The following is a 26780-nucleotide window of genomic DNA, read 5'->3' as shown; positions in this document are numbered from 1 at the left end:
GGAGGATCGCGGCCGTCTCGCGGTCCCGCCCGCCCCGCTGGCGCTGCGCCGCTGGGTCCGCGAGACGGCCGCGATCCTCCAGCCCGACGCGATCGAGTGGAGCGACGGCTCCCCCGCCGAGTGGTACCGCCTCACCGCGCGCATGGTGGAGGAGGGCAAGCTCCTCCCCCTCAACCCGGAGTGGCGCCCCGGCTCGTTCCTCGCGCGGACGGACCCCGACGACGTCGCCCGAGTGGAGGACCGCACCTTCATCTGCACGACGGACGAGGCCGACGCCGGCCCGACCAACAACTGGCGCGAGGCGTCGGCGATGAAGGCCGAGATCGCCCCGTACTTCGAGGGCTCGATGCGCGGGCGCACGATGTACGTCGTGCCGTTCTCGATGGGCCCCGTCGGCGGCCCGCTCTCGCAGCTCGGCGTGCAGCTCACCGACTCCGCCTACGCCGTGCTCAACATGCGGATCATGGCGCGCGTCGGCGCGGCTCCGCTGGCCGCCTTCACCGAGGAGACCCCGTTCGTGCGGGGCGTGCACTCGGTCGGCTTCCCGCTGCGCGACGCCGACGGTGCCCCCCGCGACGACGTCTCCTGGCCGTGCAACGAGACGAAGTACATCACCCAGTTCCCCGAGACCCGCGAGATCTGGTCGTTCGGCTCGGGCTACGGCGGCAACGCCCTGCTCGCCAAGAAGTGCTTCGCCCTGCGGATCGCCTCGGCGATGGGCCGCGAGGAGGGCTGGCTGGCCGAGCACATGCTGCTCATCCGCATCGTCTCGCCGGAGGGGCGGCGCTACCACGTGGCCGCGGCGTTCCCGAGCGCGTGCGGCAAGACGAACCTCGCGATGATGCAGCCGGCCCTGCCGGGCTGGCGCGTCGAGACCCTCGGCGACGACATCACCTGGATGAAGAAGGGCGGGGACGGGCGGCTCTGGGCGATGAACCCCGAGACCGGCTTCTTCGGCGTGGCGCCCGGCACCGGGCAGACCTCGAACCCCAACGCCGTGCACACGCTGTGGGGCAACACGATCTTCACCAACGTCGCGCTGCGTGAGGACGGCGACGTGTGGTGGGAGGGGCTGACGGACGACATCCCCGAGCGCCTCACCGACTGGCGCGGGAAGCCGTGGACGCCCGCGTCGGGCACGCCCGCCGCGCATCCGAACGCCCGGTTCACGGCGCCGGCGCTGCAGTGCCCCTCGCTCTCGGACGACTGGGACGCCTTCGAGGGCGTGCCGCTGGACGCGATCGTCTTCGGCGGGCGCCGAGCGAGCAACGTGCCGCTCGTGACGCAGGCCACCTCGTGGCAGCACGGCGTGTTCCTGGGCGCGACCATCGCCTCCGAGAAGACGGCAGCCGCGGAGGGGACGGTCGGCGAGCTGCGCCGCGACCCGTTCGCGATGCTCCCCTTCTGCGGCTACAACATGGCCGACTACTTCGCGCACTGGCTCGCGATCGGCGAGGACCTCGGCGAGAAGGCTCCCGCGGTCTTCCAGGTGAACTGGTTCCGCAAGGGCGCCGACGGGTCGTTCCTCTGGCCCGGCTTCGGCGAGAACGCCCGGGTGATCCAGTGGCTGGTGCGCCGACTCGAGGGCACGGCCGACGCGCGCCGCAGCCCGCTCGGCGATCTCCCCGTCGCGATCGACACCCACGGCCTGAACCTCTCGGACGCGGTGAAGGCCGAGCTGTTCTCCGTGCCCGTGGACGCGTGGCTGGACGAGTGCGCGCTGACCGAGGAGTTCTTCGCCCGCTTCGGCGAGCGCCTCCCGGCCGAGCTCACCGCCGAGCTCGCGGCCCTCCGGTTCCGGCTCCTCGCCCAGGACCTCTCGGTGCCGCACGCGGCCTGACCCGACTCGCGGGCCTTACACCCGCGCTCCCTGTGGCCCGCGGGAGGATCATCCCCTTTCCTCGCACCTCCCGCGGGTCCACTCCCCTCGCCTCCCGCACCCGGAACACTGGACGACATGACCGACCGCATCACCCTCCGCTTCCTCGCGGCACCCCAGGACGCCACCGCCGACGGCCGCAGCGCACAGGCGGGCCGCGTGCTCGAGTGGATCGACAAGGCGGGCTACGCCTGCGCCGTGGGCTGGAGCGGCGGCTACTGCGTCACGGCGTACGTCGGCAACGTGCACTTCACCCGGCCCATCGTCGTCGGCAACCTGATCGAGGCGAGCGCCCAGGTGATCCACACCGGGCGCAGCAGCATGCACGTGCTCGTCCGGGTCGGCCAGGCGGATCCGCGCACGGGGGTCTACGAGTCCGCCACCCACTGCCTCCTGATCTTCGTGGCGGTCGATGCCGAGAAGCGGCCGCGCGCGGTGCCGGAGTGGCGCCCTCGCTCGCTCGAGGACTCGGCGCTCGCCGAGGGCGCCGCCGCCCGCATCGCCGGGCGCCGCGCCCTGCACGAGGTGATGCGCGAGCAGCGGTACACGGACGAGGGCACCGGGCCCCGCATCGTCTTCCGCTTCCTCGCGGCTCCGGGCGACGTCAACTGGGGCGGCAACGCGCACGGCGGCATCGTGATGCGCTGGATCGACGAGGCGGCCGACACCGTCGCCCAGCGCTGGAGCGGTCGCGACGCGGTCGCGGTCTACTCCGGCGGGATCCACTTCTACCGGCCCGTCCGCATCGGGCACCTGGTCGAGGTGGAGGCCCGCCTCATCCACACCGGCGGGCGGAGCATGCACCTCGCGATCCACGTGCGCTCGGGCGACCCGCGCACCGGCGAGCTCGAGCTGACGACCCAGTGCATGAGCGTCTTCGTGGTGCCCGGCGCCGACGGCACCGCCGAGCCGGTGCCCGCGCTCGAGCCGCGGAGCGACGAGGACCGCCGGCTCGACGCGCACGCACTCGAGCTGATCCGGCTGCGCGCGGCCCTTCCGCCGCTGCCGCTGGATCTCGCCGTGCTCGCTCCGGCGGAGTGAGGACCGCCGCCGCTAGGGTCGGAGGATGCTCCCGATCCTCGTCGTCAACGGACCGAACCTGAACCTGCTCGGCACGCGCGAGCCCGAGGTGTACGGCTCCGACACGCTGGCCGACGTCGAGTCGCTGGCGAGGGAGCGCGCGCGGAGCGTCGGCCTCGAGGTCGAGTTCTTCCAGAGCAGCTCGGAGGGCGCGATCATCGACCGCCTGCACGCGGCACGCGGCACCTGCTCCGGAGTCGTCCTCAACGCGGGCGCCTACACCCACACATCGATCGCGATCCGCGACGCCGTCCTGGCGACGGAGCTCCCGATGGTCGAGGTGCACATCAGCAACGTGCACCGGCGCGAGGAGTTCCGCCACCACTCCTTCCTCTCGGACATCGCGGTCGCGGTGATCGTCGGGGCGGGCATCGCGGGCTACGGCTACGCGATCGACGTGCTGCACCGCAGGAGCGCGTCGTAGCCTCGGGGGCATGACGCACCAGGATCCCGCCCGCTCCTTCGGAACCGCCGTCGACGCCTACGACCGGGGCCGACCGGGGTACCCGGACGACGCGGTGGACTGGCTGCTGTCGCACGCACCGGATCGCGCGCCGGCCGCGTACGTGCCGGAGCGGGCGCGCGCCGCGGGAGCGGACGCCTCCGATCGGCTGCGCGCCCTGGATCTGGGTGCGGGGACCGGGAAGCTCACCGCCTCCCTCGTCGCCCGCGGGCTGGACGTCACGGCGGTCGAGCCGGACGACGCGATGCGGGCACGGCTCGGCGAGCTGCTGCCCACCGTGCGGGCTCTGCCCGGGACCGCCGAGCGAATCCCGCTCGAGGACGCGTCCGTCGAGCTCGTGACGGTCGCGCAGGCCTGGCACTGGGTCGACCCGGAGAGGGCGAGCGCCGAGGTGGCACGGGTGCTCGTCCCGGGCGGGGTCCTCGCCCTGGTGTGGAACATCCGCGACGAGAGCGTGCCGTGGGTGCACCGGCTCGGGGAGGTGGCGGGGTCCTCCCCCGCCGAGCGCTTCGAGACGTTGCGGCCGCCGCTGGGCTCCGCGCTCGAGCGCCGCGCCTTCGCCGCGTTCGACTGGACGTTCGAGCTCGATCGGCCGGCCCTGCTCGACATGTTCGCGTCGCGGAGCTACGTCATCGCACTGCCGGACGAGCAGCGCGCCGGCGTCCTCGCGGCGGTGTCCGAGGTGGTGGACGACCTGCCGGGCGAGCGGATCGGGATGCCCTACGCGACGCGGGTGACGATCGCGGGGCGGGCGGGCTGACGCCGCTCCTGCTGGAGCGGGAGCGGCCACCCCTGCTGGTCGAGCAGCCGCGACAGCGGCGTATCGAGACCCGCCGACGCCAGGAGGACCGGGATCTCGATACGCCCCTCCGGGGCTACTCGATCAGCAGTGCGGTCGCGAGACCCGCCCGCACTGAGCGACCTCGTCCGGCTACTCGATCGGCAAGGACGCATCCCACCCCCTGCTGGTCGAGTAGCCGCGACAGCGGCGTATCGAGACCTACGACCGCCCGGAGACGAGGATCTCGATACGCCCCTGCGGGGCTACTCGATCAGCAGGGGCCTCCCGCTCCGGTGCTACGCGACCTCGTTCGGGTCGCCGCCGACGCGGCCCGCGCGCTCGAGGGCGGTGATCGCGTCGCGCTCGTCGTCGCTCAGCTCGAAGCCGAAGACGTCGAGGTTCTCGGCGATGCGCGCCGTGGTGGACGACTTGGGGAAGACGATGTGCCCGCGGTCGAGGTGCCAGCGCAGCACGACCTGCGCCGGCGTCACTCCGTGCGCCTCGGCGGCCCCCGTGATCACCGGCAGCTCGAGCAGGGGGTACTTGCCCTGGCCGAGCGGCCCCCACGCCTCGGTCGCGATGCCGTGCTGGGCACCGAAGGCGGTCACGGTCGGCTGCTGGTGGTAGGGGTGCAGCTCGATCTGGTTGACGGCCGGCACCACGTCGGTCGCGTCGAGCAGGCGCTCGAGGTGCGGCACGAGGAAGTTCGAGACGCCGATGGAGCGGGTGCGGCCGGCCGCCTGCAGCTCCTGCATCGCCTCCCAGCTCTCGACGTAGCGGTCCTGGGCGGGGCTGGGCCAGTGGATGAGGTAGAGGTCGACGGAGTCGAGGCCGAGCTTCTCGAGGCTCGCGTCGAGAGCACCGGGCGCGGTGCCGCGGCCCTGGTCGCCGTTCCAGAGCTTCGTCGTGACGTAGAGCTCGTCGCGGGCCAGGCCGGAGGAGGCGATCGCCCGGCCGACGCCCTCCTCGTTGCCGTAGATCGCCGCGGTGTCGATGTGCCGGTAGCCGATCTCGAGCGCCTCGGAGACGATGCGCTCGGTCTCGTCGGGGTCGACCTTGAACACGCCGAAGCCGAGCTGCGGGATCGAGGTGCCGTCGTTGAGCGTGAGGGTGGGGATGCTGGTCATCCCTCCACTGTGACGGCCACGACCGACATCCGGCACCCGCTTGCGCTCCGCTGCGATCCCGTCACCGGCCGGGCCGGGCCGGCCGGGCGACTACCCTCGAAGGGCGCCCGCGCGGGTGCGCCGACCACACGAGGAGCAGTACGTGAGCATCATCGCCGCCGCAGACGGATCCGCCCTGGGCAACCCCGGCCCCGCAGGCTGGGCCTGGTACGTCGACGACGAGCGCTGGGCCGCCGGCGGCTGGTCCCACGGCACCAACAACATCGGCGAGCTGACCGCGGTCCTCGAGCTCCTGCGCGCCACCGCCCACGAGGAGGAGCCGCTGCACATCCTCTGCGACAGCCAGTACGCCATCAAGGCCTGCACCGAGTGGCTGCCGGGCTGGAAGCGGAAGGGCTGGCGCAAGGCCGACGGCAAGCCGGTGATGAACGTCGAGATCATCAAGGCGCTCGACGAAGCTCTGCAGGGGCGCGCGGTGACCTTCGAGTGGGTGAAGGGGCACGCGAACCACCGGATGAACGAGGCCGCGGACGTCCGCGCACGCGCCGCCGCGACGGCCTACCAGCGCCGGCAGCCGGTCGACGCCGGACCGGGCTGGCCGGATGCGGCTCCGTCCGCTCCTGCGGCACCGGCCGTCGAGGACGCCCCTGCGACGCTCTTCTGACGCGTCGGGAGCAACGGCCTCGGCTCACGGCAGGACGAGCATCCCCGTCGCCACGAGATCGCGCACTCCCGGCAGCACCGAGGCGCTCACCGCCTCCTCCTCCACGTGCAGGAGCGACGCCACGGCCGCGATGATCGCGGCGAGCGACAGCTCCCCGTCGCACGCGCCGACGACCGCGGCGAGCGCCGTGTCGACGTCCTCCGTGCGCGAGAATCCGCCGCCCTGGCGCAGCCGCAGCACGGTCGGGTCGTCGTTGCCCGGCCAGTAGTGCCTCTCCTCCGTCACGTCGCGCGCCACGACGAGCGACAGGCCCGCGAGGGTGCGGTCGTCGAGGTCGGCGAGCCGCTCGGCGGCGTCCAGGCAGTGCGCCAGGTGGCCGCCGAGCCCCGCCGTCGAGAGCGCCCCGTCGATCCGCTCGAGGCGCTCGAAGGGGGGCCGCGAGCGCGCGGGCAGGCGGAGGGTCACGTAGCCGAACCCCACGCCCGTCACTCCGCGGCGCTCGAAGTCCTCGAGCCACGCGTCGACCAGGGTGTCGAACTCCGCTCCGCGGGTGGTGCCCCCGTCGCGGATCCAGGTCTCGGCGTACACGGCGGGATCCTGCTGCTCGCGCTCGACGATCCAGACGTCCAGCGGCGACCGGGCGCCGTCGATCCAGGCGTCCAGTCCTGCGCGGCCGGGCTCCAGCGCCTGCTCGAGCGGGCCGCGCGTGTCGGCCAGCCAGCCGCGGACCCGGTCGAAGGCGTCGGCCGACTCGCGGTACTCCCAGTTGCCGAGCAGCTGCGCGACTCCGCCGGGAGTCAGGTGCTCCGCAGCGCCGATCATCACGCGGCGCACGATCTCGTCGCCCTCGAGTCCGCCGTCGCGGTACTCGTAGGAGGGCACTCCCGGCGAGCGCGGAGTGATCACGAACGGCGGATTGGTGACGATGTGGTCGAACCGCTCCCCCGCGACCGGCTCGTAGAGGCTGCCGTGCCGGAACTCGATCGAGTCGATCCCGTTGAGCTCGGCGTTCAAGGCGGCGATCGCGAGGGCCCGGTGCGAGATGTCGGTCGCCACGACGCGGTCGGCGTGCCGGGAGGCGTGCAGGGCCTGGATCCCGCAGCCGGTGCCGAGATCGAGGACGCTGCCGGCCGGGCGCTGGATCATGAGCCCGGTCAGGGTGAGGCTCGCTCCACCGACGCCGAGGACGTGGTCCTCGGACAGCGCGCGACCCAGGGCCAGCTCGCCGAGGTCGGAGACGATCCACCAGGACGCGGCACCGCGCGAGTCGACGAGGTCGTAGGGCCGCAGATCGAGCGCGGCGACGACGACCGCGCCGGCCTCGGCGCGCACGAGCTCGAGCTCGACGGCACCGTCGAGCCCGAGGGCGGGGAACGCCTCCTCCGCCTCCGCGGCCGTGACCGGATCGGCCAGGAGGAACAACCGCGCGAGCACGGCGCGGGCCCGCTCCTCAGCGGATCCCGCCGTGGAGCGGGCGAGCGCACGCCGCGCCGGCACGCGGTCGCCGCGGTGGAGGGCCTCGGCGGCCGCCTCCCCCCACAGCTCGCGGACGGCGTCCACGCCGTACCGGGCACGGAGGAGGTCGTCGCGGAGTCGCGCGATCAGCGCGCGGTCGATCTGGTCGGGAGCCTGCACCGCTCCATCCTCGTGCACGTCTCGAATCGACGGCGCACCCGTGGCTACGATCGGAGCATGCCTCTCACCGGAGAATACGAACCGAGCACGTCCGCCTGGGCCCGCGAGCAGGCGGAGCTCTACGAGTCGACCGGGGGTGCCGAGGGCAACCTCCTGCGCGGCAAGCCGATCATCGTCCTCACCACCGTCGGCTCGCGCAGCGGCAAGCTGCGCAAGACCGCGCTCATGCGGGTCGAGCACGACGGCGAGTACGTGGTCGTCGCCTCCAAGGGCGGCGCCCCCGAGCACCCCGTCTGGTACGGCAACATGCTCAAGGAGCCGCACGTCGAGCTCCAGGACGGCCCGGTCAAGAAGGACTACACGGCGCGAGTCCTCGAGGGCGACGACCGCGCGGCGTGGTGGGAGCGCGCCGTCGCGGCGTGGCCGGACTACGCCGAGTACCAGACGAGGACCGAGCGCGAGATCCCGCTCGTGCTGCTCACGCCCTGGAGCTGACCTGGGACCGGCCGGGTGCGCCTCGCCGCCCCGGCCCCGTCACTCCGGATCGACGCGCGCTGCGATGAGGTCGAGCACCTTCGGGTGCGACAGCAGCGCGAAGTGGCCGATGACCGAGACCGCGATGTTCTCGTGCGCGCCGACGAGTCGGCTGCCGCCGGGGATGTACTGGTCGCGCATTCCGTAGATCGACCTGATGCGCGAGTCGGCGTCGCGCTCGGCGAGCAGGGTCCGGATGACCGGGCGGTGCGGATGGAACTCGCGCAGCGCGCGGGCGGGCGCGATCCGCGCGAGCGGCGAGCCGGTGAAGGGCGTCGAGACCGCGATCATGCGGTCGATGCGCCGCTCCTGCAGGTCGTCGACGACCATCATGTGCTTGCCGATCAGACCGCCCTTGCTGTGGGCGACGACGATCACGTCGCGCAGCTCGTGCTCGCGCAGGTACTCCTGACCGAGGGCCGCCGACGCGACGATCGGCCGGGTGTTGTGCCCGAGCGCCGGCAGCACGTGGATCGGGTGGCCGGCGCCGTTCAGGCGGTCGGCGACCGGGCGGAGGAACTGCCACGTCTCGTAGACGCCCGGGATGAGCAGCACCGGCGTGCGGTCGCCTCCCGAGTAGTGCGAGACGTCCCAGCCGTCGCGCAGATGCGCGAAGCGCGACCCGTAGGCGTAGCGGTAGTCGCGGAGGTAGGCGCGCCGGAGCGAGACGGAGCGGCGCCGCTGCCCGGATCTACGCGCCGGCATAGGCCTCTTCGAGCACGCGGATGTCGAGGCGGTCCATGGCGAGCATCGCCCGCATGGCGCGGGCGGCGCCGTCCGCATCCGCCCCGCCGAGGAGGTCGGCGAGCATGGACGGGACGATCTGCCACCACAGGCCCCACCGGTCCCGGAGCCACCCGCACCGGCTCTCCTGCCCGCCGTCGGCCGTCAGCGCGTCCCAGAGCCGGTCCAGCTCCTCCTGCGACTCCACGGTCACGACGATCGAGACGGCCTCCGTGAAGGGGAAGCGCGGGCCGGCGTTGATCGCCTGGAACCGCTGCCCGTCGAGCTCGAACACCACCGAGAGCAGCTCCCCGGGCGACGGCGAGCCCTCCGGCAGGACCCTGCTGTCCAGGATCCGCGAGTTCGGCACGAGCGACGTGTAGAACTGGGCCGCCTCCCCCGCGGCGTCGTCGAACCACAGGAACGTGCTGACCGCGCCCATCTGCGCCTCCTCGTGCTCGTGCCGCGGACCTCGGATCAGAGCGGGTTCACTCCGAACGCGGTCGCCAGCTTGTCGATCTTCTTCGCGCGGCCCAGTCGGGGCAGGTCGCTGCCGTCGCGGATGACGCGGCCGCGCGCCTCGAAGTCGTCGAGGAAGTCGCGCGCCCACGCCACGTCGGACGGGGTGGGGCTGATGACCTCGTTGATGACGGCGAGCTGCTCCCGGTCGAGGCAGAGCTTGCCGGTGAGACCCAGCGAGACGGTGAGGGCGGACTGCTCCCGGAGCACCGGGTGGCTGTTCGAGACCGTCGGTCCGTCGATCGGGCCGGGCAGGTCGCCGATGCGGGACGCCACGACGAGGCGGGAGCGCGGGGAGGCCATGGCCAGGGCGTCGGCGCTGGTGCCGGTGTCGCGGCGGTAGTCGCCGCTGCCGAACGCGAGCCGGAAGCAGCCGCGGGCCCGGGCGATCGAGACCGCCTCCTCGATGCCGAGGGCCGACTCGACGAGCGCGAGCACCGGGGTGGAGCCGCCGAGGCGGTCGAACGTCTCGGTGACGTGCTCCGCCGCCTCCGTCTTGGCGAGCATGACGCCAGCGAGCCCCGGGAGGCCCTTCAGCGCGTCGACGTCGTCCGACCAGAACGGGGTGGAGTGGTCGTTGATGCGGACCCAGGCCTTCTTGTCGCCCTTCAGCCACTCGACGACGTCGGCCCGGGCATCGGGCTTCGCCTTTGGGTCGACCGCGTCCTCGATGTCGAGGACGATCTGGTCAGCGCGCGACGCGTGGGCGGCGTCGAAGGTCTCGGTCCTGGTCGCGTTGACGAGGAGCCACGAGCGGGCGATCTCGGCCGGGACGTCGCGACCCTTGCGGATCAAAGGGGCGGCGGGGGTGGTGGGCAACGGCACGGGTGGTGTCCTCTCGGTGGCGCGGTCCTCGCTCCGCGGACACCGCCGCCGGGCGACGGTGCCGCGTCCAGGGTAGCGGCATCGTCGGCGGGCCCCGCGCTCAGGAGCGCTCCGCGAGGCCCTTCGCGAAGGCGGCCTGGCCGACGTGCTGGGCGTCGTCGTCGACGACCGAGACGAGGCGCACGCCGAGCGTCACCGGCGGGTCCCACTGGCGATCGACGACCTCGGCGAGGTTCTCGTCCGACAGCGTGTCGAGGTACGCGAGCGTCGCCTGGTGCACGGCGTCGTGGTACTCGGCGAGCAGGTGCGCGGGCACGGCGGCGAGCGCCGCCACCTCGGACGGCTCCTGACCGTATCCGCTCGCGCCGGGCTCGAAGGGCAGGGCGGAGCGACCGTGGAAGTCCTGCGCGGTCCAGACCTGCTCGTGACCGGCGAGCGGAGCGAGGTGGTCGTCCTGCACCCGGGTCAGGTGCCAGATCAGCCAGGCGGGCGAGTTGGCCTGCGCGTCGGCGCGGAAGCCGAGCTGCTCGGGAGTCGAGTCGTCGAGCACCGCGTGCACGTTCTCGTGCACCCGGGCGAAGGCGTCGCGGAGGAGGTCGATGGCTGCGCTCATCCGTCCAGTCTGCGCGCGTTCCGGCGCCGCGTCACCCCTCCGGCGAGCCTCGGAGCAACCGCGGAGGCTGATGCCCGATAGTGGCTCCGTGACCCCCGGATCCCCGTACCTGGCGACGAAGCCGTGGCTGTCCTCCTACGCGGAGGGCGTCCCCACCGAGATCGAACCGCCCACCCAGACCCTCGTCGACCTCCTCGAGGACTCGGTGGCCCGCTACCGGCGCGGCACCGCCCTCGAGTTCTTCGGCGCCGGCACGACCTACGCCGAGCTCGGCGAGAAGGTGGCCCGCGCCGCGGAGGGTCTGCGCCGGCTCGGCGTGCGCCCGGGCGACCGCGTCGCCCTCGTGCTGCCGAACTGCCCCGAGCACGTGATCGCGTTCTACGCGGCGCTGCGCCTGGGAGCGGTCGTCGTCGAGCACAACCCGCTCTACACGCCGAGGGAGCTGCGTCGGCAGTTCGAGGACCACGGCGCACGGGTCGCGGTGGTGTGGGACAAGGTCGCCGACGTCGTGGCGACGATGCCCGCCGACCTGGGTATCGAGCGCGTGGTCTCGGTCGATCTGACGGAGTCGTTCCCGCTCGCCAAGCGCCTCGCGCTGCGCCTGCCGCTGCCGAAGGTCCGCGCCGCCCGCGCGAAGCTCACGGGCCGGCCGCGCACCCGCTCCGTGATCCCCTTCTCGCGCCTCGTCGGCGACCGCCGACTCTCGCGCTCGCACCCCCGGCCCGCGCTCGGCGACACCGCGCTGCTGCAGTACACCAGCGGCACGACCGGGACGCCGAAGGGCGCGATCCTCTCGCACGCGAACCTGCGCGCGAACGCGATGCAAGGTCAGGCCTGGGTGCCCGGGCTCCGCGAGGGCGACGAGACCTTCTACGCGGTCCTCCCCCTCTTCCACGCCTACGGGCTCACGCTGTGCCTGACCTTCGCGATCAGCATCGGTGCGAAGGTCGTGCTGTTCCCCACGTTCGACGTGGGTCTCGTGAAAGCGGCGGCCAAGTCCTCGCCGCCCACGTTCCTCCCAGCAGTGCCGCCCGTGTACGACGCGCTCGCTCGCGCCTCCGAGCGCGGCGAGCTCGATCTGCGCGGCATCCGCTTCGCCATCTCGGGAGCGATGGGACTGCCCGTCGCGACCGTCGACCGCTGGGAGCGCGCGAGCCGCGGCCTCCTCGTCGAGGGCTACGGCATGACCGAGAGCTCGCCCGTCGCGGTGGGCAACCCGGTCGGACCCACGCGCCGCCCGGGCACCGTCGGAGTGCCGTTCCCGAGCACCGAGATCCGACTCGTCGACCCCGACGATCCCTCCGTCGACCGCGGGCCCGGCGAATCCGGCGAGCTGCTCCTGCGCGGACCGCAGGTGTTCCAGGGCTACTGGAAGCGCCCCGATGAGACCGGCGCGACGCTGCTGGCCGACGGCTGGCTCCGCACGGGCGACATCGCCACCGTCTCGGCCGACGGCTTCGTCACGATCGTCGACCGGGCGAAGGAGCTGATCATCACGGGAGGCTTCAACGTCTCGCCGTCCGAGGTGGAGGGCGTGCTCGAGTCGCACCCCGACGTGTCGCGGGCCGCCGTCGTGGGGCTGCCCCGCGCGGACGGCGGCGAGAGCGTCGCGGCCGCGGTCGTGCTCCGCGCCGGTGCCGCCGTCGACCCCGAGGCGCTGCGCGACTTCTGCCGCCTGCACCTCACTCCGTACAAGGTGCCCAAGCGCGTGGTGCCCGTCGACGAGCTGCCCACCTCGCTCATCGGCAAGGTGCTGCGCCGCGAGGTGCGCGACCGGCTTCTGGGCTGACCGAGGAGGACGACGTGGCCAGGATCGTGCAGTACCGCCGGATCGGCGGACCCGAGGTGCTCGAGGTGGTCGACGCCCCCGAGCCGGACGCGCCCGCGGGCGGTCTCGTGGTCGCGGTCCGCGCCGCAGGGGTGAACCCGATCGAGTGGAAGATCCGTGCCGGCGTGCGGCCGAGCCCGCCGCTGACGGAGCCGCGTCGACTCGGCTCGGACGGCGCGGGAGTCGTGACGGCGATCGGCTCGGGGGCCGAGGGCTGGAGCGTCGGCGACGAGGTGATCGTGCAGGGCGCCTCGGGCACCTACGGCACCTCCGTGGTCGTCCGACCCGAGAACCTCGACGCCAAGCCGGCCGGCGTGTCGTTCGAGCAGGCCGCCGCACTCGGCATCCCGATCGGCACCGCCTACCAGGCCGTCGTGTCGCTCGGAGTCGCCGTGGGGTCGACCTTCGTCGTGCACGGCGGGGCGGGAGCCGTCGGACAGGCTGCGGTGCAGTTCGCCCGGGAGCGCGGCGCCCGGGTGATCGCGACGGCGAGCCCGGCGAACCACGAGCGCCTGCGGGAACTCGGCGCGGAGCCGGTGGCGTACGGACCGGGCCTGCTGGCGCGTCTGCGCGAGGCCGCTCCGGACGGCGTCGACCGCGTGCTCGACGCCGCGGGAACCGACGAGGCGATCGAGACCTCCCTCGCTCTCGTCGCCGACCCGCAGCACGTCGGCACCGTCGTCGTGGGCGCTCGCGCCGCCTCGCTCGGCATCCGGGCCTGGTCGGGCGGCAATCCCGTGCCGATGACCCCGGAGGAGCTGCGCCTGCGCCGCGAGGCGGTGCCTCTCGCCGCGCGACTGCTCGCCGAGGGCCGCTTCCGCGTCGAGCTCGGGCCCCGCTTCGCGCTCGAGGACGTCGTCGAGGCCCACCGCGCGAGCGAGGACGGCCACGTCCGGGGCAAGATCCTCCTGGTGCCCTGACCGGCGCCTCCACCCGCTCTCTCCGTCGAGAAGGAGTCCCGCCATGACCGCAGAGGAGCTCGTCCCCGTGATCCTCGGGGGTGCACGCACCCCCTTCGCCCGTCTCGGCGGCGCGTTCGCGGGCCTCTCCGCCACCGAGCTCGGCGCTCACGCCGTCCGCGCCGCCCTCGAGCGCTCGGGAGTCGAGGCTCGCGACATCGACGCCGTCGTCCTCGGTCAGGTGATCCAGGCGGGCGCGGGGCAGGGGCCCGCGCGTCAGACCGCGATCCTCGCCGGGCTGGGGTGGGACGTGCCGACGGTGACGATCAACAAGCTCTGCCTCTCGGGCCTCACAGCGGTGATCGACGCGGCACGGCTCATCCGGACCGGCGAGGCGTCGGTCGTCGTGGCCGGCGGTCAGGAGTCCATGACTCGCACGCCGCACCTGCTGCTGGGCGCTCGCGACGGCATCGGAGTGGGCGCGAGGCCCCTCGAGGACGCTCTGCTGCACGACGGCCTGCTCGATCCGTTCGACCACCGCATCATGGGGCGGGTGACCGACGACGGCAACGCCGAGCGCGGCATCCGGCGCGAGCGCCAGGACGCCTACGCGGCGCTCTCGCACCAGCGGGCCGCCGCCGCTCGGGAGTCGGGGACCCTCGCCGAGGAGATCGCGCCCGTGACCGTGCCGCAGCGCCGGGGACCCGACGTGACGGTGTCCGAGGACGACGGCATCCGGCCCGGCACCACCGTCGAGATCCTCGCCGGGCTGAAGCCCGCCTTCTCCCCCGAGGGGACCATCACGGCCGGCAGCTCGTCGCCGCTCACCGACGGCGCCGCCGCGCTCGTCGTGGCGAGCCGCGGCTGGGCCCTCTCGCGGGGTCTCCCCTGGATCGCCGAGATCGCCGAGCACGGCCAGGTCGCAGGGCCCGACAACTCGCTGCACTCGCAGCCGTCGGCCGCGATCCTCCGTGCTCTCGACCGCCGGGGCGGTGCGGTCGCCGATCTCGACCTGATCGAGATCAACGAGGCCTTCGCCTCGGTGGTCCTGCAGTCGGCCGACGACCTGGGCCTGGCCCCCGAGTCGGTCAACCTCGACGGAGGTGCGATCGCGCTCGGCCACCCGGTCGGCGCCTCCGGTGCGCGGCTGGCCCTGCACCTCGCGCTCGCCCTGCGGCGCCGCGGAGGCGGACTCGGAGTCGCCGCCCTCTGCGGCGGTGGCGGGCAGGGCGAGGCCCTGCTGCTGCAGGTCTGACGCCTTCCTCGAGGTCGGCCGCCCCGGCGTCCCGTCAGCGCCTCGGGCTACGCTCGCGGCATGAGCATCCTCAGCCCCGACGGCCTCGAGTTCGTGACCGAGCGGCACCTGGCCACCCTCTCCACTCCGGGCCGCGGCGGACGGCTGCACGTCGTCGCCGTGGGCTTCACCTACGAGGACGGCGTCGTGCGCGTCATCACCTCGCGCGAGAGCCAGAAGGTGCTCAACGTGCGCCGCGGTGGCACCGCGACGGTCGGTCAGGTCGACGGCATCCGCTGGTTGAGCCTGGGCGGTCCCGCCTCGATCGAGGAGGAGCCCGAGGCCGTCGCGCACGCGGTCGACCTCTACTCGCGCCGCTACCGCGTCCCCCGCGAGAACCCGCTCCGGGTGGCGATCCGCATCGACGTCGACTTCGCCCTCGGTTCGGCGGGTCTGCGCGCGGAGTAGCCGGAGTGCGCCCGACCGACGCCCTGCGCGCCTACGGCTCCGTCTCGTCGCTGCGCACGCACCGCTACGTCCGGCTGTCGCTCTGCGCGGCGGTGCTGCTGCTCGGCGTCGGACTCTGCTGGCACCTGGTGGCGCTCGGGCCGCTCCGCTCGATCAGCGCCGCCTACTACACGCCCGCCCGCTCGGTCCTCGTCGGTGCGCTGTTCGCGGTGTCCGTCGCGCTGGTCGTGCTCGCCGGGCGGAGTCTGCGCCGCTACCTCCTGCTGCTCGGCGGGATGACGGCGCCGCTCATCGCGCTCGTCCCCGTGCCCCTGCGCTCGGACGAGCTCGCGATGCTGACGGGCACGGGCTGCCCCGCCGGCGTCGTGCGCTGCCTGCCTGCGAGCGCGACCGAGGAGCTCGCCGTCGGGATGCTCGCGTATCTCGTCGTCGCCGCGGCCGTCCTCGTCGCGTCCGTCGCGCTCCTGGCCCTCGACCGCCGGCTCGACCGGACCGCGCTGGTGCGCAGCGCCGTCGCGGCCGTGCTGCTCGTCGCCCTCGCCGTCGCCTCGACCTCTCCAGAGTTCGCGGTGACCGGCCACTACGCGGCCGCCGCCGTCTTCTTCCTCCTGATGGCCGCGGTCGCGGGCGTGCACGCGTACGCGGTGCGATCGGAGGGGGTGCGCGGCCCCGGCTCACCGCGCGGCTACTCGATCGCGTACGCGGTGCTCGCGGGGCTGCTCGCCGCGACCGACGTCGCGCTGGTCGCGCTGGCGGCGAGCGGCCGCGGGGAGGCGCTGCTCGGCGAGCAGTGGCTGCTGCTGGTCGAGGCGCTGGCGCTCACCCTCTTCACCGTCTTCTGGGTGCTGCAGACCGTCGAGAACTGGGGCGACCCGGACCCGTCGCTGCGCTGACGGATCCGGTAGCAAACGTCGAAGCCCTGGACCCCCTGAGCTTTTGCAGAGCTCATACCGAGTCAGGCCAGCTGGAATGCCAGATCGGTGAGCGACGAACTTACCCCACATTGACATAGACGCGCACAATGTGCCCGTCGTGCTTCTCCGCATATATCGCATACATGCCATCCCCCCACGCCGTTGAGAAGACAACTCCCGCTCCAGCGTGGCCCTTGGTGAAAGCAAGTTCTCCATGACCACCTCCACTAAGCGTGGAACGGCAAGCGCCGTCATAGGAGTAGTGGAAAAGGGTGTCTTCGTCACGCTCAATCTTGCCATCAGGGATGAACGGCTCATCTTGCCACTCAGTATCTACATAACAGGGATCGGTCACCATCAGCTGCCCGCTATCCACCCCAACCTCGCCGATCAGTTCAACGGTGATTTCTCGAGGGCCGTCGACTACATGTCGAGCGGTACCGTCGGCATCCCCGCCCGCGCCGAACCCCTTCTCCTCCTCAAGCTCGGTACCCTCCTCCATCGCGAGCATGGCTCGGAAGCCTTGTGCGCGGAAAAGGTCCCTTTCCAATTCGGATTTCTTTACTTCAAGCTCCCGCACCGCGGTGGCATCGAACTCTTTATCTGCAGTGAGCCGGCTAATCTCGTCGTCCCTGATCCTGATCCGCTCGGCCAATGATTTCTCGACAACTTCAGGACTGCGACTCTCAAGACCTTCAGCTTTCTCTTTCCAGAGATCCCGGCTCTTCTCCACACTTTCGATTGTCGCGTTTTTGCTCTCTACTGTTGCGCGCAACTTGTCAACGTACAGCTTCCATATCGCAGCACCGCCAACAACCACGACCGTATTCAACACTAGTTGAATGACACCCGAAACCTCGTCAATCCATTCTGGCACCGTGACCGCCCCTTCGCTTGACGCATAGAATATCGTAATTCCGCGCTCGAAGCAGAGATGCATTGCGGCGCCAGCCTGACCGGAACCAATCCCCGCGAAGAATCTATCGAAAGCACCTGATCTAACCGTACTGCGCACCTCACTCGAGCATTGGTCGCTAAATGCGCGGCAGCGAGGGAACTCTGAAGTGTCGGAAATGTAGCGAAGCGCTCCCCGCCGAAGCCCGTCAAGGTGGGGACATGGCCTCGCCCCGAAGGCACGCCTCGCCGTCAGGAATTGAAGCCGAGGTAGACGCCAATCGGTTGTGACTCCATACGACCCGATGGCACCACTTGGCTAAACGGTCTCGCCACTAACATCGAAGCCCGCTCTGGGCTGGCCCGACCCTGACAAACACAGAAGGCCCGCTCTTCCGAGCGGGCCTTCTGATCGTGCAGTGGATCCGAGGGGATTCGAACCCCTGACCTCTTCATTGCGAACGAAGCGCGCTACCAACTGCGCCACGGACCCGTGCCTTCCGAGCCGTCTCCGGCCCGAACAACTCGTCCACACTAGCACGCCGGGGGGCGGGCTCCGAATCGACGAGCGGAGGCGTCAGGCCCCGCGGCGGCGCTGCAGCGCCTGGTCGAGGTCGATCGCGTCGACGCCCTCGACGACGCCCATCGAGGCGAAGCGCGAGGTCGGCCGGGGCGCTTCGGGGACCGGCACCGGAGCCGTGGCGCGGGGGGTGCGGATGGGCGCGACCTCGGGGGCCGAGGCGGCCGCGCGCTGCGCGAGCTCCGCCTCCGCCGCCGCGGCGCGCAGGCGCTCGACGGCGTCGATGGACGCCATGGCGCTGGCGGCCACGGTTCCGCGCGAGAGGTAGAGCGGCTTCGGGAGCGGCTTCGGCGTCCAGCTCACGGCCTCGGATGCCTCGGCGGCCTCCTCCTCGGCGGGCGCGTCCTCCGCCAGCTCGGCCTCGAAGACCTCGGCCGGGCGGCGCGACGCCGCGACGGTCGTCGCCGCGGTCGATGCGGGAGCAGCCGCGCGGCGGCGACCCGGAGCGAGCACCAGCAGCGTGCCGAGGCCGGCCGCGACCAGCAGCCCGCCCACGGTCGGCACCACGCCGTTGCCGCCGAACGGCAGCATCACGAGCCCGACCAGGGCCGCGACGAGGCCGACCAGCACCGCGAAGGCGGCGGTCTGCCGCCAGCGCAGGACGCCGGGCTCCGTGCGGGTGCTCTGCTTCGTGGTCGCGGCCGCCCGTCGCAGCGCTTCGCGCGCCGCCTTCTCCGCCTGTGCCAGCTCCATCGCCTGTGCCTTCTCTTCGGCTCGTCGTCGTGTCTCGGTCGCCCGGAGGGTGCGCTGCTGCAGCGCGACCTCGCGGGCCGTCGCCTCCGCACGCACGTGCTCGGGCACTTCCGCGGTCTCGGCGAGGATCCGCAGCGTCTGCTGCAGCCTCACCGCGTTGCGCTCGGTCGCGTTGTACGACCGGCGGCGCATCCACGTGGGGATGAGGTAGGCGACCCACAGAACGGCGGCGAGCGCCCAGACGACGCCCCCACCCAGCCAGTCGCTACTCATGCGACCCACGCTAGGAGTCGGAGGTGCTCCCGTCCGTCATTACGGGTAGGTGTGTCCGCGCGGATCGCCGATGAGTCGGCTCCCCGTCCGGGGGATGCCCGCGCCGTCCGGCGGCCCCGACAGCCCGGAGCGGTGCGACGCGCGCTGGTCGGCCTCGCTCGGTGTGCCGACGTCGTGCGGCACCTGGCCGTCGAGGTACCGGCGCAGGACCCCGCGCGGCACCTCCTCCGCCACCAGGGCGAAGCAGAAGTGGTCGCGCCAGTCGCCGTTGATGTGGATGAACCGGCGGCGCAGTCCCTCGTAGCGGTAGCCGAGCTTCTCGACCACCCGCAGGCTCGGCCGGTTCTCGGGACGGATGCAGATCTCCATCCGGTGGAGCCCCAGGTCGAGGAAGGCGTGGTCGGTGGCGAGCGCGACGGCGATCGGAGTGATGCTGCGGCCGGCGAACCGCTCGGCCACCCAGTAGCCGATCGATGCCGACGAGAGCGAGCCGTAGCCGATGTTCGAGATGTTCAGCTGCCCGGCGAGCTCGCCGTCCCACTCGATGAGGAACGGCACCCCTCCCCCGGCACGGGCGTTCTGCTGCAGGGAGCGGATGCTCGCGCGGACGTCGAAGGCGGCGCCGCCACGGGGGTCCGACGCCTCCCACTGCCGCAGCCACGCCCGATTGGCGATCAGCTCGCGCTCGAGCGGGCGGGCGTCGCGCACCCGGATGGGGCGGATGGTGACTCGACCCTCGGAGAGCGTCGGGATCGGCAGCGGCATGTCCCGACTGTACTGCGCGCACGAGGTCGTCGAAGGGGGTGGACCGGGCGGTCGGCATCGGCGAGGGAGGCGGCGTGCTGCGTCGGCCCCTCACGCACGAGATCCCCCGCGGCGGCGGGGGATCTCGACGATCAGGAGGGCCTCGCGGAGGCTCCGGGTCAGAGGGTCTCGACGAAGTCCTTGAGCCAGGGCTTGAGGTCCTTGCCGAGGTCGTCGCGGTCGGACGCGAGCTGCACGATCGCCTTGATGTAGTCGAGCTTGTCGCCGGTGTCGTAGCGGCGGCCGCGGAAGACGACGCCGTAGACGCCGCCGAACTCGGCCGGGTCCTGAGCCATGCGCTCGAGCGCGTCGGTCAGCTGGATCTCGCCGCCCTTGCCGGGCTGGGTGTCCTCGAGCACGCCGAACACGTCGGGCTTGAGGACGTAGCGGCCGATGATGGCGAGGTTCGACGGAGCGTCCTCCTTCGACGGCTTCTCGACGAGACCGGTGATGCGGACGACGTCGTCCTCGTCGGTGGTCTCGACCGCGGCGCAGCCGTAGAGGTGGATCTGGTCGGGGTCGACCTCGAGCAGGGCCACGACGGTGGTGTCGCGCTTCTCGGCGACGTCGATCATTCGCGTGAGGAGCGGGTCGCGGGCGTCGATGAGGTCGTCGCCGAGCAGGACCGCGAAGGGCTCGTCACCCACGTGGCGCTGTGCACGGGACACGGCGTGACCCAGGCCCTTGGGCTCTCCCTGGCGGACGAAGTGCACGTCGGCGAGGTCGCTCGCGTACTTGACGTGCGCGAGCTTCGCGTCGTCGGCCTTCTTGCTCAGGTTGAGCTCGAGCTCGGGCACCGAGTCGAAGTGGTTGGCGAGGGCGTTCTTGTTGCGCCCGATGATGACGAGGACGTCCTGCAGACCCGCGTCCGCCGCCTCCTCGACCACGTACTGGATGGCCGGCTTGTCGACGACCGGGAGCATCTCCTTCGGGATCGCCTTGGTCGCCGGCAGGAAGCGGGTGCCGAGACCTGCGGCGGGGATGACGGCTTTGCGGATTCGAGTGCCCATGAGGCGTCACTATATCGGCGGCGGTGGTCGGGGATGTTTCCGAGGCGCGCGCTGCCGCGGCCCCTTTTGTGGGACGGGTGGCCGTGAGCGCGGCTCAGCGGAGGAAGGACCCCGCCGATCCCGCACGCGGGCCCCGATCTAGACTGAGCGCATGCCAGCCGACATCACTCACGAGAAGCGGGCGCTGCGCGCCGAGCTGCGCGAGCGCCGACGCACGCAGACGACCACGGCTCGCGAGCAGGCCACGGCCCGCATCACCGAGCACCTCGTCGACCTGGTCACCCGCTACGGGGCCAGGTCGATCGCGTGCTACCTGTCGGCACCCGACGAGCCGAGCACCCGCCCGTTCCTCGGCTGGGCCGAGAGCCACGGCATCCGCGTGCTCTTCCCCATCTCGCGTCAGGACGGACTGCTCGACTGGGCCGTCGGCGACGGGCACACCGAGACGCAGGGGCTGTTCGGCATGCCCGAGCCCGTCGGCGCACTGCTCGGGCCCATCGCGATCAACGACGTCGACCTCATCATCGTCCCCGCCGCCACCGTCGACCGCAGCGGGATGCGGATGGGCTGGGGCCGCGGCTACTTCGACAAGACCCTCGGCTCGATGGAGAAGTGCCCGCCCGTCTACGCGGTCGTCTTCGACAGCGAGCTCGTCGACCGCGTGCCGAGCGAGGTGCACGACCAGCCGGTCGACGGCGTCGTGACGCCCTCCGGCGTCCTCGACGTGCAGCGCTGAGCCCTCCTCCCCCTCTCCCACTCCCCCTCTTCTCAGGAGCACCCGTGCCCACCTACTCCTACCGCTGCACGCAGTGCGGCAACGCCTTCGACATCCAGCAGAAGTTCACCGACGACACCCTGACGGAGTGCCCGAGCTGTCAGGGCGCGCTGCGCAAGGTCTTCAGCGCGGTCGGAGTCACCTTCAACGGCTCCGGCTTCTACCGGACCGACTCGCGCGCCTCCGGATTGACGAGCTCGTCGTCGGGATCGGGCTCCGGCGACTCGTCGTCGGGGAGCTCGACGCCGGCACCCGCCTCGACGGGCGGTTCCAGCGGCTCGTCCTCGAGCGGCGGATCGTCCTCGGGCGGATCGTCCTCCGGCGGCTCCTCGTCGTCCTCGTCGGGGTCCTCCTCGTCGTCCTCCTCCGGGTCCTCCTCCTCGGGAACCTGACCCGGTCCACCGCCCGTCGGCAGAAACGGAACAGACCATGATCAACGGCTTCAAGGAGTTCATCCTCCGCGGCAACGTCATCGACCTGGCTGTCGCCGTGGTCATCGGCGCGGCCTTCACGACGATCGTCAACGCGATCGTCACCGGGATCTTCAACCCGCTCATAGGGGTGATCTTCGACGCGTCGTCGCTGCAGGCCCTCGAGTGGACCATCCGCGAGGGCGTGGGCGGTGAGGACGACACGGTCATCGCGTACGGCGCGGTGCTCTCGGCCCTCATCCAGTTCGTGATCGTCGCGTTCGTGCTCTACTTCGCGTTCGTGCTGCCGATCAACCACCTCAAGAACGCGGCGTTCAAGAAGAAGATGGACGACGCCCCCGCCGCCGAGGACAAGGCGCCGACCGAGCTCGAGCTGCTCGCGGACATCCGCGACCTGCTCGCCAACGGCGGCACCGCCACCACGGCGAACTCGGGCAAGCACGTCGACTGATCCGTCCCGTTACTCCTCGCCGAGGCGAGGAAGAACCGCGGTCGGCTTCCCGAGGCGGGCGCGTTCCCGGGAGCGTTGTGCGGACGGTGCGTGCGAAACGCCGGCACGCGTTCCGCACGACGCCTGCACCCTCGGGAGGTCGCCCCTCGGGATGCTTCTCCTTCGCTGCCCGCTGGTCGAGTGGCGCCGACGGCGGCGTATCGAGATCCGCCCGCTTCTGAGGACGGGGATCTCGATACGCCCGCTGCGCGGGCTACTCGATCAGCAGAAGGCGCGCCGCCGTGTGGAGAGCAGGATCAGCAGACAGCGCCCCGCCGTGCGGGGAGCGGGATCAGCAGCCGGTGGGCGCGGGATCCGCTGCAGCGAAGGCGCTCGAGGCACGGGACCCGGTCATCCCGGTCGCTTCCCGAGCAGTCCCGCGGGACGCGCTCGACGAGACCTGCTGGTCGAGTAGCCGCTGCAGGCGGCGTATCGAGACCCGCCCACCCCGCGGTCGAGGACCTCGAAACGCCCGCTGCCCCCGCAGGAAGCCGCGCGTCGCGTCAGTAGTGGGGCGGCACGTCCTGGCGGAGGCGGGAGTCGTTCGGACCCGTGTCCGGGCGCGACGACGGAGCCTCCGGGTCCCGGACGGGCGGGTCGTGCGGCGACGGGTCGGTGCCGGGCTTCGCCGGCAGCGTCGCCCGACGGCCGCCCCGTGAGCGCCGGAGCGGTCGATCCGCTCCGGCGGGCGCGGCGGTCGTCGGGTCGTCGCTCACTCGTCGCGCGACTGGATCTCGATCGGCTGGGTCTCGCTGGAGACGGGGGCCTGCGCCGCCCTCGCCACGACCACCGGGGCCGCCGCCTCGGGCGCCGCGCTCGGCGCCTCGTCGGCCGGAGCGCCGATCAGCCCGGCGACCCGCCCGGCCACGGCCTCGGGGTCGGCGAACAGCTCGAAGTTGTGCACGCGGAGGTAGTGCCAGCCGAGACGGCGCAGCAGCTCAGGGCGCAGTCGCAGCGACACCCGGAGGCTCTGCGTGCTGACGTCGCGATCGGTCTCGACGACGACGGCACGGGTGCCGTGCGCCGCGACGAGGGCGAGCTTGCCCTTGTGCCCGATGTTGACCCGGAGTCCGCGGCGCTCGAGACGCGCGGCCAGGTCGACCAGCATCGGCTCGGAGTAGTCGTCGCGGTCGCTGGGCTGGACCCGGTCCTCGGCCTCCTGCAGCACCTGCGCCAGCGCGACCATGCCGTGCCGCATGCGCGACTCGTCGATGTCGCCCGGACGGAAGCACGACACGATGTCCATCGACCGGCGGGCGCGCGTCATCCCGACCGCGAGCAGGCGCTCGCCACCGGCTTCGGCCAGGGCCCCGAAGTTCGACAGCAGGCGCCCGTGGGGCGTGCGCCCGTAGCCGATCGAGAAGATGACCCGGTCGCGGCTCTGCGCGACGGACTGCTCGAGCGTGACGACCGCGAACGGCTCCGGGCGGTCGCCCAGGATGAAGTCGTTGAGGTCGGCGCGCTTGGCGAACGCGGTGAGCACGGCCTGCTGCACGCGCACGGCGTGACGGGGGCTCGCGGTGATGACCATGAGCGACTCGCGCGGGCGGATGACTGCGTGCTCGAGCACGAGCTCGACGACCTTCGCGACCTCGGCGTCGACGGACTCGACCGCTCCGGAGTCGTTCTCGGGCATGCCGTGGCCGCTCGCGATGTAGTGGAAGCGGAGCGAGTCGTGCCCGAGGAACGAGCCCGCCCACGGGAGCGAGTCGATCCGTCCGCCGTAGAAGCGGCGGTTGACGAGCTCGGCGAGGTCCTCGCCGCCCGCGCGGTAGCTGCGCGTGAGAGTGACGGTGTTGAGCAGCTCGCCGAGGCGCGCCAGCGCGGACTGCGCGTGCAGGGCCTCGACGTCCGTCCGCGTGGCGGAGCTGCCGAACTCGACGCTCTCGTCGACCCGCAGGCCGAACGGGGTGGGCGTCTGCGTGACCGGGTCGCCGAAGGCGACGACCTGCTTGGCGCGGCGGATCGCTCCGACGTTCTCGGCGAGCGTGGTGGCTCCGGCGTCGACCAGGAAGACGGCGTCGAACGTGGTCTCGGTGCCGATCCGGTGCACCTCGTAGGGCGAGGCGAGCCAGGCCGGAGCGAGGACGCGCGACAGGTGCGGGGCGGCCTTCTGCAGCTCCTGCGGCGTGGTCGCCGCCTCGGTGCGCAGCAGCGCTCGCAGCGCGTCGCGCTCCTGCGGCCAGTCCACGAGCCCGATCTTCCAGGTCTCGGAGAGCTTCCAGGCCAGCAGCTCGGCACTCGAGGCGGCGTGCGCCTCGTCGACCAGCTTGAAGTCGGCCTCGAGCCGGTCGAGCACGCTCGTGTTGCCGCCGAGCAGGGCGCGCTCGTCGGTCAGCATGATCTCGAGCGCCGAGCGCCACCAGGCGAGGTCGAGCTCGATGGCGACCACCTCGGCCGGCACGTGGCGGCGCGAGAGATCGGTGAGCAGCGGGTCCAGGCCCCACTCGCGCAGGGTCGAGAGGAGCGTCGTGCGCTCCTGCAGATTGGCGAGCACCTCGCTGTCCTCGGCGAGCCCGGAGACCATCGAGGTCAGCTCGGCCAGCGGGAGCGAGGCGAGCTGCGTGGTCGAGCCGAGGCGGCCCAGCGGCTCGTCGAGGCGGCCGAGGTCGTCGGCGACCTGCTGGTAGGCGACCTGCACGTCGGCGACGCCGACCGGCACCTCGGGGACCGTGCCGGCCACCGCGTAGCGCTGCCACAGCGTCCGCTGCTGCTGCACGCGGCGCAGGGACGCGTTGAGGTCGGTGACGTGCGCTCCGGGGCGCATGTACTCGCGGGCGAGCTTCTTCAGACGACGGCGGTTGGTCGAGGACATCTCCGCGGCGTCGCGGCGCGGCGACGTCGCGACGATGAGGTCCTGGATCGAGCGGTCGAAGACGGCGGGCTGGAACTTGTCGAGCGTCTCGCGGACGTCCTGGAGCAGGCGCAGGTAGATGCCCAGCTCGGCGACCGACTCGAAGGGGCGCATCCGGGTCTGGCCGATGACGTCCTGCGCGCGGTCGAGCAGGCGCGGGAGATCGCGCAGATGCAGGCGCTTCGCCAGCTCGTGCGCCGCCTCGGCCTCGCTGGTCGACTGGAAGTGCGCGCCGTACCAGGGCGAGTCGCCGGGGCCGTAGCGGAACTCGCCCAGGCGCGCCGACTCGATCAGCATCTGCGTCGCCTGCGGCCGGCTGTGCGCCAGAGCGGTGACGGCGCGGCGGTCGAGCCTCGCGGTGGTCGACGGAGGCGTGCGCAGCTGCGACAGGCGCGCGAGCTCCTCGAGGGCCTGCAGGGCCGAGACGCCGAAGCTGTCGTCGCGGCGCGAGAGGGCGCCGCGGTAGTCGAGGAGCACCTTGCGCAGGCGCAGCAGGGCGTCGTCGATCTCGCTGACGGAGGGGCGCGCGGCCTTCTCGTTGCGGCCGATCGACTGGATCAGGTCGCGGCGGAGGGTCCGGGGGCCGACGGCGATGCCGCCGAGTCCCGCCGAGACGAGGCGCTGGTGGATGCTGTCGAGGCTCGAGCGGCGCGCTCCGACCACGAGGACGCGCTTGTGCTGGGCGGCGAGCGCCCCGATCGCGTTCACGATGGTCTGCGTCCCGCCGGTGCCCGGCAGGGTCTTCACGACGAGGGAGTTGCCCGCCGCGATGTTCGCGATGACCTGCTCCTGCTCGGCGTCGGCGTCGAGCAGGAGGTTGTCGGTCGCCGGCGGACGCTCGTCCTGCGGGATGATCGACGCCACCTTCTGCGACTGCTGGAGCGAGCGCTTCGCGGCGGGGTTGCCCGCCACCGCGTCGAGCACGGGGTGCTCGAGCATGCGCGCGTCGCGGAGCATGTCACCCGCCACGTCGGCGAAGCTCGACACCACGAGCCGCGGGTGCACGGCGAACCACGGCAGGTGGGAGGTCAGTCCGCGGAGCTGGTCGATGACCGGCTGCGGCTTGAAGACGCCGCTCTGCACGGCGAGCTCGACGAACTGCTCGGGATCGATCGTGATCCCGAACTGCTGCTTGAGCGCGCGCGCGAGCTGCGGGTTGAAGTAGGGCTGGCCCTTGAGCTTGAGCTCGAAGTCGCGGCCGTACCGGCGGATGGCCAGCGGGCGCAGCAGGACGGGAGCGGTGAACTCCGTCTCGCCGGCGCGCCACTGCGCCAGCCCGATCGCCAGGTGGACGCCCTCGATGCCGCGGACCGAGCGCAGCTCGATCCCCTTGTCGGTGATCGCCGCGGCCGCGTTCTTGGCGGTGCGCAGGGCGAGCTCGTCGCGGATGAGCGAGGAGAGCAGGGTGGTCTTGCCGGAGATGAAGGGGGGAAGGCCGCCGGGATGGGTGGTCGACAGCTCGATCCGCGTACGGGGCGAGTCGACGAAGTGCAGGAGCGGCGAGGGGCCGCCCACCTTCGCCAGCTCGTCACGCCACGACTGCCACACCGGATCCGCGACGTTGCCGCTGCGGTAGCCCGCCTCCCCGCTGGTCACCTGTCCGGGCGAGGCGGTAGCGGAGGGGAGCCGGAGAGCGGACGCCTCCCGGGGGTCACCGGATTCGGGTGAGGTCGCCACCGGTCCGGCTCCTGGGAAATCGTCGACACGTTGCACACGGACACCCTAAACCGGGTACATGCGAAAGCCCGTAGCGACGCGGACGACGCTCTGACGGGGGGACGGCTCGGCGC

Annotated in this window: 25 protein-coding genes and 1 tRNA gene; 14 read left to right on the top strand and 12 right to left on the bottom strand. The window is 72.2% G+C overall.

What is annotated here, in order from left to right; all coding sequences use genetic code 11:
* Nucleotides 1–37: 37 nt before the first annotated feature.
* The 4 genes from NB037_RS05785 to NB037_RS05770 all read left to right on the top strand — a co-directional run bounded on the left by NB037_RS05785 (nt 38) and on the right by NB037_RS05770 (nt 4182).
* On the top strand, nt 38–1840 hold the full coding sequence (locus NB037_RS05785) for a phosphoenolpyruvate carboxykinase (GTP) (RefSeq protein ID WP_251944347.1): 1803 nt from the start codon (nt 38–40) through the stop codon (nt 1838–1840).
* A gap of 117 nt (nt 1841–1957) precedes the next feature.
* The gene (locus tag NB037_RS05780) at nt 1958–2920 is read left to right on the top strand and encodes an acyl-CoA thioesterase (RefSeq protein WP_251944344.1); all 963 of its coding nucleotides are present in this window, start codon (nt 1958–1960) and stop codon (nt 2918–2920) included.
* Nucleotides 2921–2945: 25 nt separating this feature from the next.
* Nucleotides 2946–3383, top strand: coding sequence for a type II 3-dehydroquinate dehydratase (aroQ, locus tag NB037_RS05775; RefSeq protein ID WP_251944343.1), 438 nt, complete (start codon nt 2946–2948; stop codon nt 3381–3383).
* A 10-nt stretch (nt 3384–3393) separates the two neighbouring features.
* A complete protein-coding gene (locus NB037_RS05770) occupies nt 3394–4182 on the top strand; it encodes a class I SAM-dependent methyltransferase (protein WP_251944342.1) in 789 nt (262 codons plus the stop codon).
* A 317-nt stretch (nt 4183–4499) separates the two neighbouring features.
* Here the strand turns inward: NB037_RS05770 and NB037_RS05765 are convergent, their stop codons facing one another.
* Nucleotides 4500–5330 carry an aldo/keto reductase gene (locus tag NB037_RS05765; protein WP_251944341.1) on the bottom strand — a complete coding sequence of 277 codons (831 nt, stop codon included), beginning with the start codon at nt 5328–5330 and terminating at the stop codon, nt 4500–4502.
* Between the two features lie 142 nt (nt 5331–5472).
* On the opposite strand from NB037_RS05765, the gene NB037_RS05760 reads away from it, so the two are divergent.
* A complete protein-coding gene (locus tag NB037_RS05760) occupies nt 5473–5994 on the top strand; it encodes a ribonuclease H family protein (RefSeq protein ID WP_308202053.1) in 522 nt (173 codons plus the stop codon).
* Nucleotides 5995–6018: 24 nt separating this feature from the next.
* Here NB037_RS05760 and NB037_RS05755 read toward each other — a convergent pair whose 3' ends face one another.
* A complete protein-coding gene (locus NB037_RS05755) occupies nt 6019–7629 on the bottom strand; it encodes a DUF7059 domain-containing protein (protein WP_251944340.1) in 1611 nt (536 codons plus the stop codon).
* 57 nt (nt 7630–7686) lie between these two features.
* Between NB037_RS05755 and NB037_RS05750 the strand changes: the two genes are divergently transcribed.
* On the top strand, nt 7687–8124 hold the full coding sequence (locus NB037_RS05750) for a nitroreductase family deazaflavin-dependent oxidoreductase (protein ID WP_251944339.1): 438 nt from the start codon (nt 7687–7689) through the stop codon (nt 8122–8124).
* A gap of 39 nt (nt 8125–8163) precedes the next feature.
* Here the strand turns inward: NB037_RS05750 and NB037_RS05745 are convergent, their stop codons facing one another.
* From NB037_RS05745 to NB037_RS05730, 4 genes are all read right to left on the bottom strand, one after another.
* On the bottom strand, nt 8164–8868 hold the full coding sequence (locus NB037_RS05745; protein WP_251944338.1) for an esterase/lipase family protein: 705 nt from the start codon (nt 8866–8868) through the stop codon (nt 8164–8166).
* A complete protein-coding gene (locus NB037_RS05740; protein WP_251944337.1) occupies nt 8855–9328 on the bottom strand; it encodes a VOC family protein in 474 nt (157 codons plus the stop codon). The genes NB037_RS05745 and NB037_RS05740 overlap by 14 nt, the downstream gene beginning before the upstream one ends.
* Before the next feature lie 35 nt (nt 9329–9363).
* Nucleotides 9364–10224 (bottom strand): HpcH/HpaI aldolase/citrate lyase family protein, encoded by an 861-nt coding sequence (locus tag NB037_RS05735; RefSeq protein ID WP_251944346.1) that lies wholly within the window; start codon nt 10222–10224, stop codon nt 9364–9366.
* Nucleotides 10225–10330: 106 nt separating this feature from the next.
* Complete coding sequence (locus NB037_RS05730; protein WP_251944336.1) at nt 10331–10843, bottom strand: mycothiol transferase; 513 nt, start codon at nt 10841–10843, stop codon at nt 10331–10333.
* A gap of 70 nt (nt 10844–10913) precedes the next feature.
* Between NB037_RS05730 and NB037_RS05725 the strand changes: the two genes are divergently transcribed.
* The 5 genes from NB037_RS05725 to NB037_RS05705 are packed head-to-tail and all read left to right on the top strand — an operon-like array spanning nt 10914 to nt 16165.
* Complete coding sequence (locus tag NB037_RS05725; protein ID WP_251944335.1) at nt 10914–12632, top strand: long-chain-fatty-acid--CoA ligase; 1719 nt, start codon at nt 10914–10916, stop codon at nt 12630–12632.
* A 14-nt stretch (nt 12633–12646) separates the two neighbouring features.
* The gene (locus NB037_RS05720) at nt 12647–13591 is read left to right on the top strand and encodes an NADP-dependent oxidoreductase (protein WP_251944334.1); all 945 of its coding nucleotides are present in this window, start codon (nt 12647–12649) and stop codon (nt 13589–13591) included.
* A 43-nt stretch (nt 13592–13634) separates the two neighbouring features.
* A complete protein-coding gene (locus tag NB037_RS05715; protein WP_251944333.1) occupies nt 13635–14825 on the top strand; it encodes an acetyl-CoA C-acyltransferase in 1191 nt (396 codons plus the stop codon).
* Nucleotides 14826–14885: 60 nt separating this feature from the next.
* Entirely contained in the window at nt 14886–15272 is a 387-nt protein-coding gene (locus NB037_RS05710; protein ID WP_251944332.1) for a pyridoxamine 5'-phosphate oxidase family protein, read from the top strand.
* A gap of 5 nt (nt 15273–15277) precedes the next feature.
* The gene (locus tag NB037_RS05705) at nt 15278–16165 is read left to right on the top strand and encodes a hypothetical protein (protein ID WP_251944331.1); all 888 of its coding nucleotides are present in this window, start codon (nt 15278–15280) and stop codon (nt 16163–16165) included.
* A gap of 100 nt (nt 16166–16265) precedes the next feature.
* Here the strand turns inward: NB037_RS05705 and NB037_RS05700 are convergent, their stop codons facing one another.
* The 5 genes from NB037_RS05700 to galU form a co-directional block, all read right to left on the bottom strand.
* A complete protein-coding gene (locus NB037_RS05700; RefSeq protein WP_251944330.1) occupies nt 16266–17063 on the bottom strand; it encodes a DUF4241 domain-containing protein in 798 nt (265 codons plus the stop codon).
* 437 nt (nt 17064–17500) lie between these two features.
* Nucleotides 17501–17573: transfer RNA gene (locus tag NB037_RS05695), tRNA-Ala, on the bottom strand.
* Between the two features lie 84 nt (nt 17574–17657).
* Complete coding sequence (locus NB037_RS05690; RefSeq protein ID WP_251944329.1) at nt 17658–18626, bottom strand: hypothetical protein; 969 nt, start codon at nt 18624–18626, stop codon at nt 17658–17660.
* A gap of 39 nt (nt 18627–18665) precedes the next feature.
* The gene (locus tag NB037_RS05685; protein ID WP_207402836.1) at nt 18666–19391 is read right to left on the bottom strand and encodes a GNAT family N-acetyltransferase; all 726 of its coding nucleotides are present in this window, start codon (nt 19389–19391) and stop codon (nt 18666–18668) included.
* A 158-nt stretch (nt 19392–19549) separates the two neighbouring features.
* Entirely contained in the window at nt 19550–20440 is an 891-nt protein-coding gene (gene galU, locus NB037_RS05680) for a UTP--glucose-1-phosphate uridylyltransferase GalU (RefSeq protein ID WP_251944328.1), read from the bottom strand.
* Nucleotides 20441–20591: 151 nt separating this feature from the next.
* On the opposite strand from galU, the gene NB037_RS05675 reads away from it, so the two are divergent.
* Genes NB037_RS05675 through mscL form a run of 3 tightly spaced genes read left to right on the top strand, consistent with a single transcriptional unit; the run spans nt 20592 to nt 22097 of the window.
* On the top strand, nt 20592–21176 hold the full coding sequence (locus NB037_RS05675; protein ID WP_251944327.1) for a 5-formyltetrahydrofolate cyclo-ligase: 585 nt from the start codon (nt 20592–20594) through the stop codon (nt 21174–21176).
* Nucleotides 21177–21220: 44 nt separating this feature from the next.
* On the top strand, nt 21221–21607 hold the full coding sequence (locus NB037_RS05670) for an FmdB family zinc ribbon protein (protein ID WP_251944326.1): 387 nt from the start codon (nt 21221–21223) through the stop codon (nt 21605–21607).
* Nucleotides 21608–21644: 37 nt separating this feature from the next.
* The gene (gene mscL, locus NB037_RS05665; RefSeq protein ID WP_251944325.1) at nt 21645–22097 is read left to right on the top strand and encodes a large conductance mechanosensitive channel protein MscL; all 453 of its coding nucleotides are present in this window, start codon (nt 21645–21647) and stop codon (nt 22095–22097) included.
* 751 nt (nt 22098–22848) lie between these two features.
* On the opposite strand, the gene NB037_RS05660 is transcribed toward mscL, so the two are convergent.
* Nucleotides 22849–26586, bottom strand: coding sequence for a DEAD/DEAH box helicase (locus NB037_RS05660; RefSeq protein WP_251944324.1), 3738 nt, complete (start codon nt 26584–26586; stop codon nt 22849–22851).
* Nucleotides 26587–26780: the final 194 nt, after the last annotated feature.

It is taken from the genome of Rathayibacter rubneri (assembly GCF_023743255.1).
Taxonomy (GTDB): domain Bacteria; phylum Actinomycetota; class Actinomycetes; order Actinomycetales; family Microbacteriaceae; genus Rathayibacter; species Rathayibacter rubneri.
This window is presented reverse-complemented; position numbering and strand designations above follow the sequence as displayed.

Excerpts from the sequence above, each read along its gene's own strand:
- NB037_RS05780 (WP_251944344.1), top strand. The coding sequence starts at position 1,958 with ATGACCGACCGCATCACCCTCCGCTTCCTCGCGGCACCCCAGGACGCC.
- aroQ (WP_251944343.1), top strand. The coding sequence starts at position 2,946 with ATGCTCCCGATCCTCGTCGTCAACGGACCGAACCTGAACCTGCTCGGC.
- NB037_RS05770 (WP_251944342.1), top strand. The coding sequence starts at position 3,394 with ATGACGCACCAGGATCCCGCCCGCTCCTTCGGAACCGCCGTCGACGCC.
- NB037_RS05765 (WP_251944341.1), bottom strand. The coding sequence starts at position 5,330 with ATGACCAGCATCCCCACCCTCACGCTCAACGACGGCACCTCGATCCCG.
- NB037_RS05750 (WP_251944339.1), top strand. The coding sequence starts at position 7,687 with ATGCCTCTCACCGGAGAATACGAACCGAGCACGTCCGCCTGGGCCCGC.
- NB037_RS05745 (WP_251944338.1), bottom strand. The coding sequence starts at position 8,868 with ATGCCGGCGCGTAGATCCGGGCAGCGGCGCCGCTCCGTCTCGCTCCGG.
- NB037_RS05740 (WP_251944337.1), bottom strand. The coding sequence starts at position 9,328 with ATGGGCGCGGTCAGCACGTTCCTGTGGTTCGACGACGCCGCGGGGGAG.
- NB037_RS05730 (WP_251944336.1), bottom strand. The coding sequence starts at position 10,843 with ATGAGCGCAGCCATCGACCTCCTCCGCGACGCCTTCGCCCGGGTGCAC.
- NB037_RS05725 (WP_251944335.1), top strand. The coding sequence starts at position 10,914 with ATGCCCGATAGTGGCTCCGTGACCCCCGGATCCCCGTACCTGGCGACG.
- NB037_RS05715 (WP_251944333.1), top strand. The coding sequence starts at position 13,635 with ATGACCGCAGAGGAGCTCGTCCCCGTGATCCTCGGGGGTGCACGCACC.
- NB037_RS05710 (WP_251944332.1), top strand. The coding sequence starts at position 14,886 with ATGAGCATCCTCAGCCCCGACGGCCTCGAGTTCGTGACCGAGCGGCAC.
- NB037_RS05690 (WP_251944329.1), bottom strand. The coding sequence starts at position 18,626 with ATGAGTAGCGACTGGCTGGGTGGGGGCGTCGTCTGGGCGCTCGCCGCC.
- NB037_RS05685 (WP_207402836.1), bottom strand. The coding sequence starts at position 19,391 with ATGCCGCTGCCGATCCCGACGCTCTCCGAGGGTCGAGTCACCATCCGC.
- galU (WP_251944328.1), bottom strand. The coding sequence starts at position 20,440 with ATGGGCACTCGAATCCGCAAAGCCGTCATCCCCGCCGCAGGTCTCGGC.
- NB037_RS05675 (WP_251944327.1), top strand. The coding sequence starts at position 20,592 with ATGCCAGCCGACATCACTCACGAGAAGCGGGCGCTGCGCGCCGAGCTG.
- mscL (WP_251944325.1), top strand. The coding sequence starts at position 21,645 with ATGATCAACGGCTTCAAGGAGTTCATCCTCCGCGGCAACGTCATCGAC.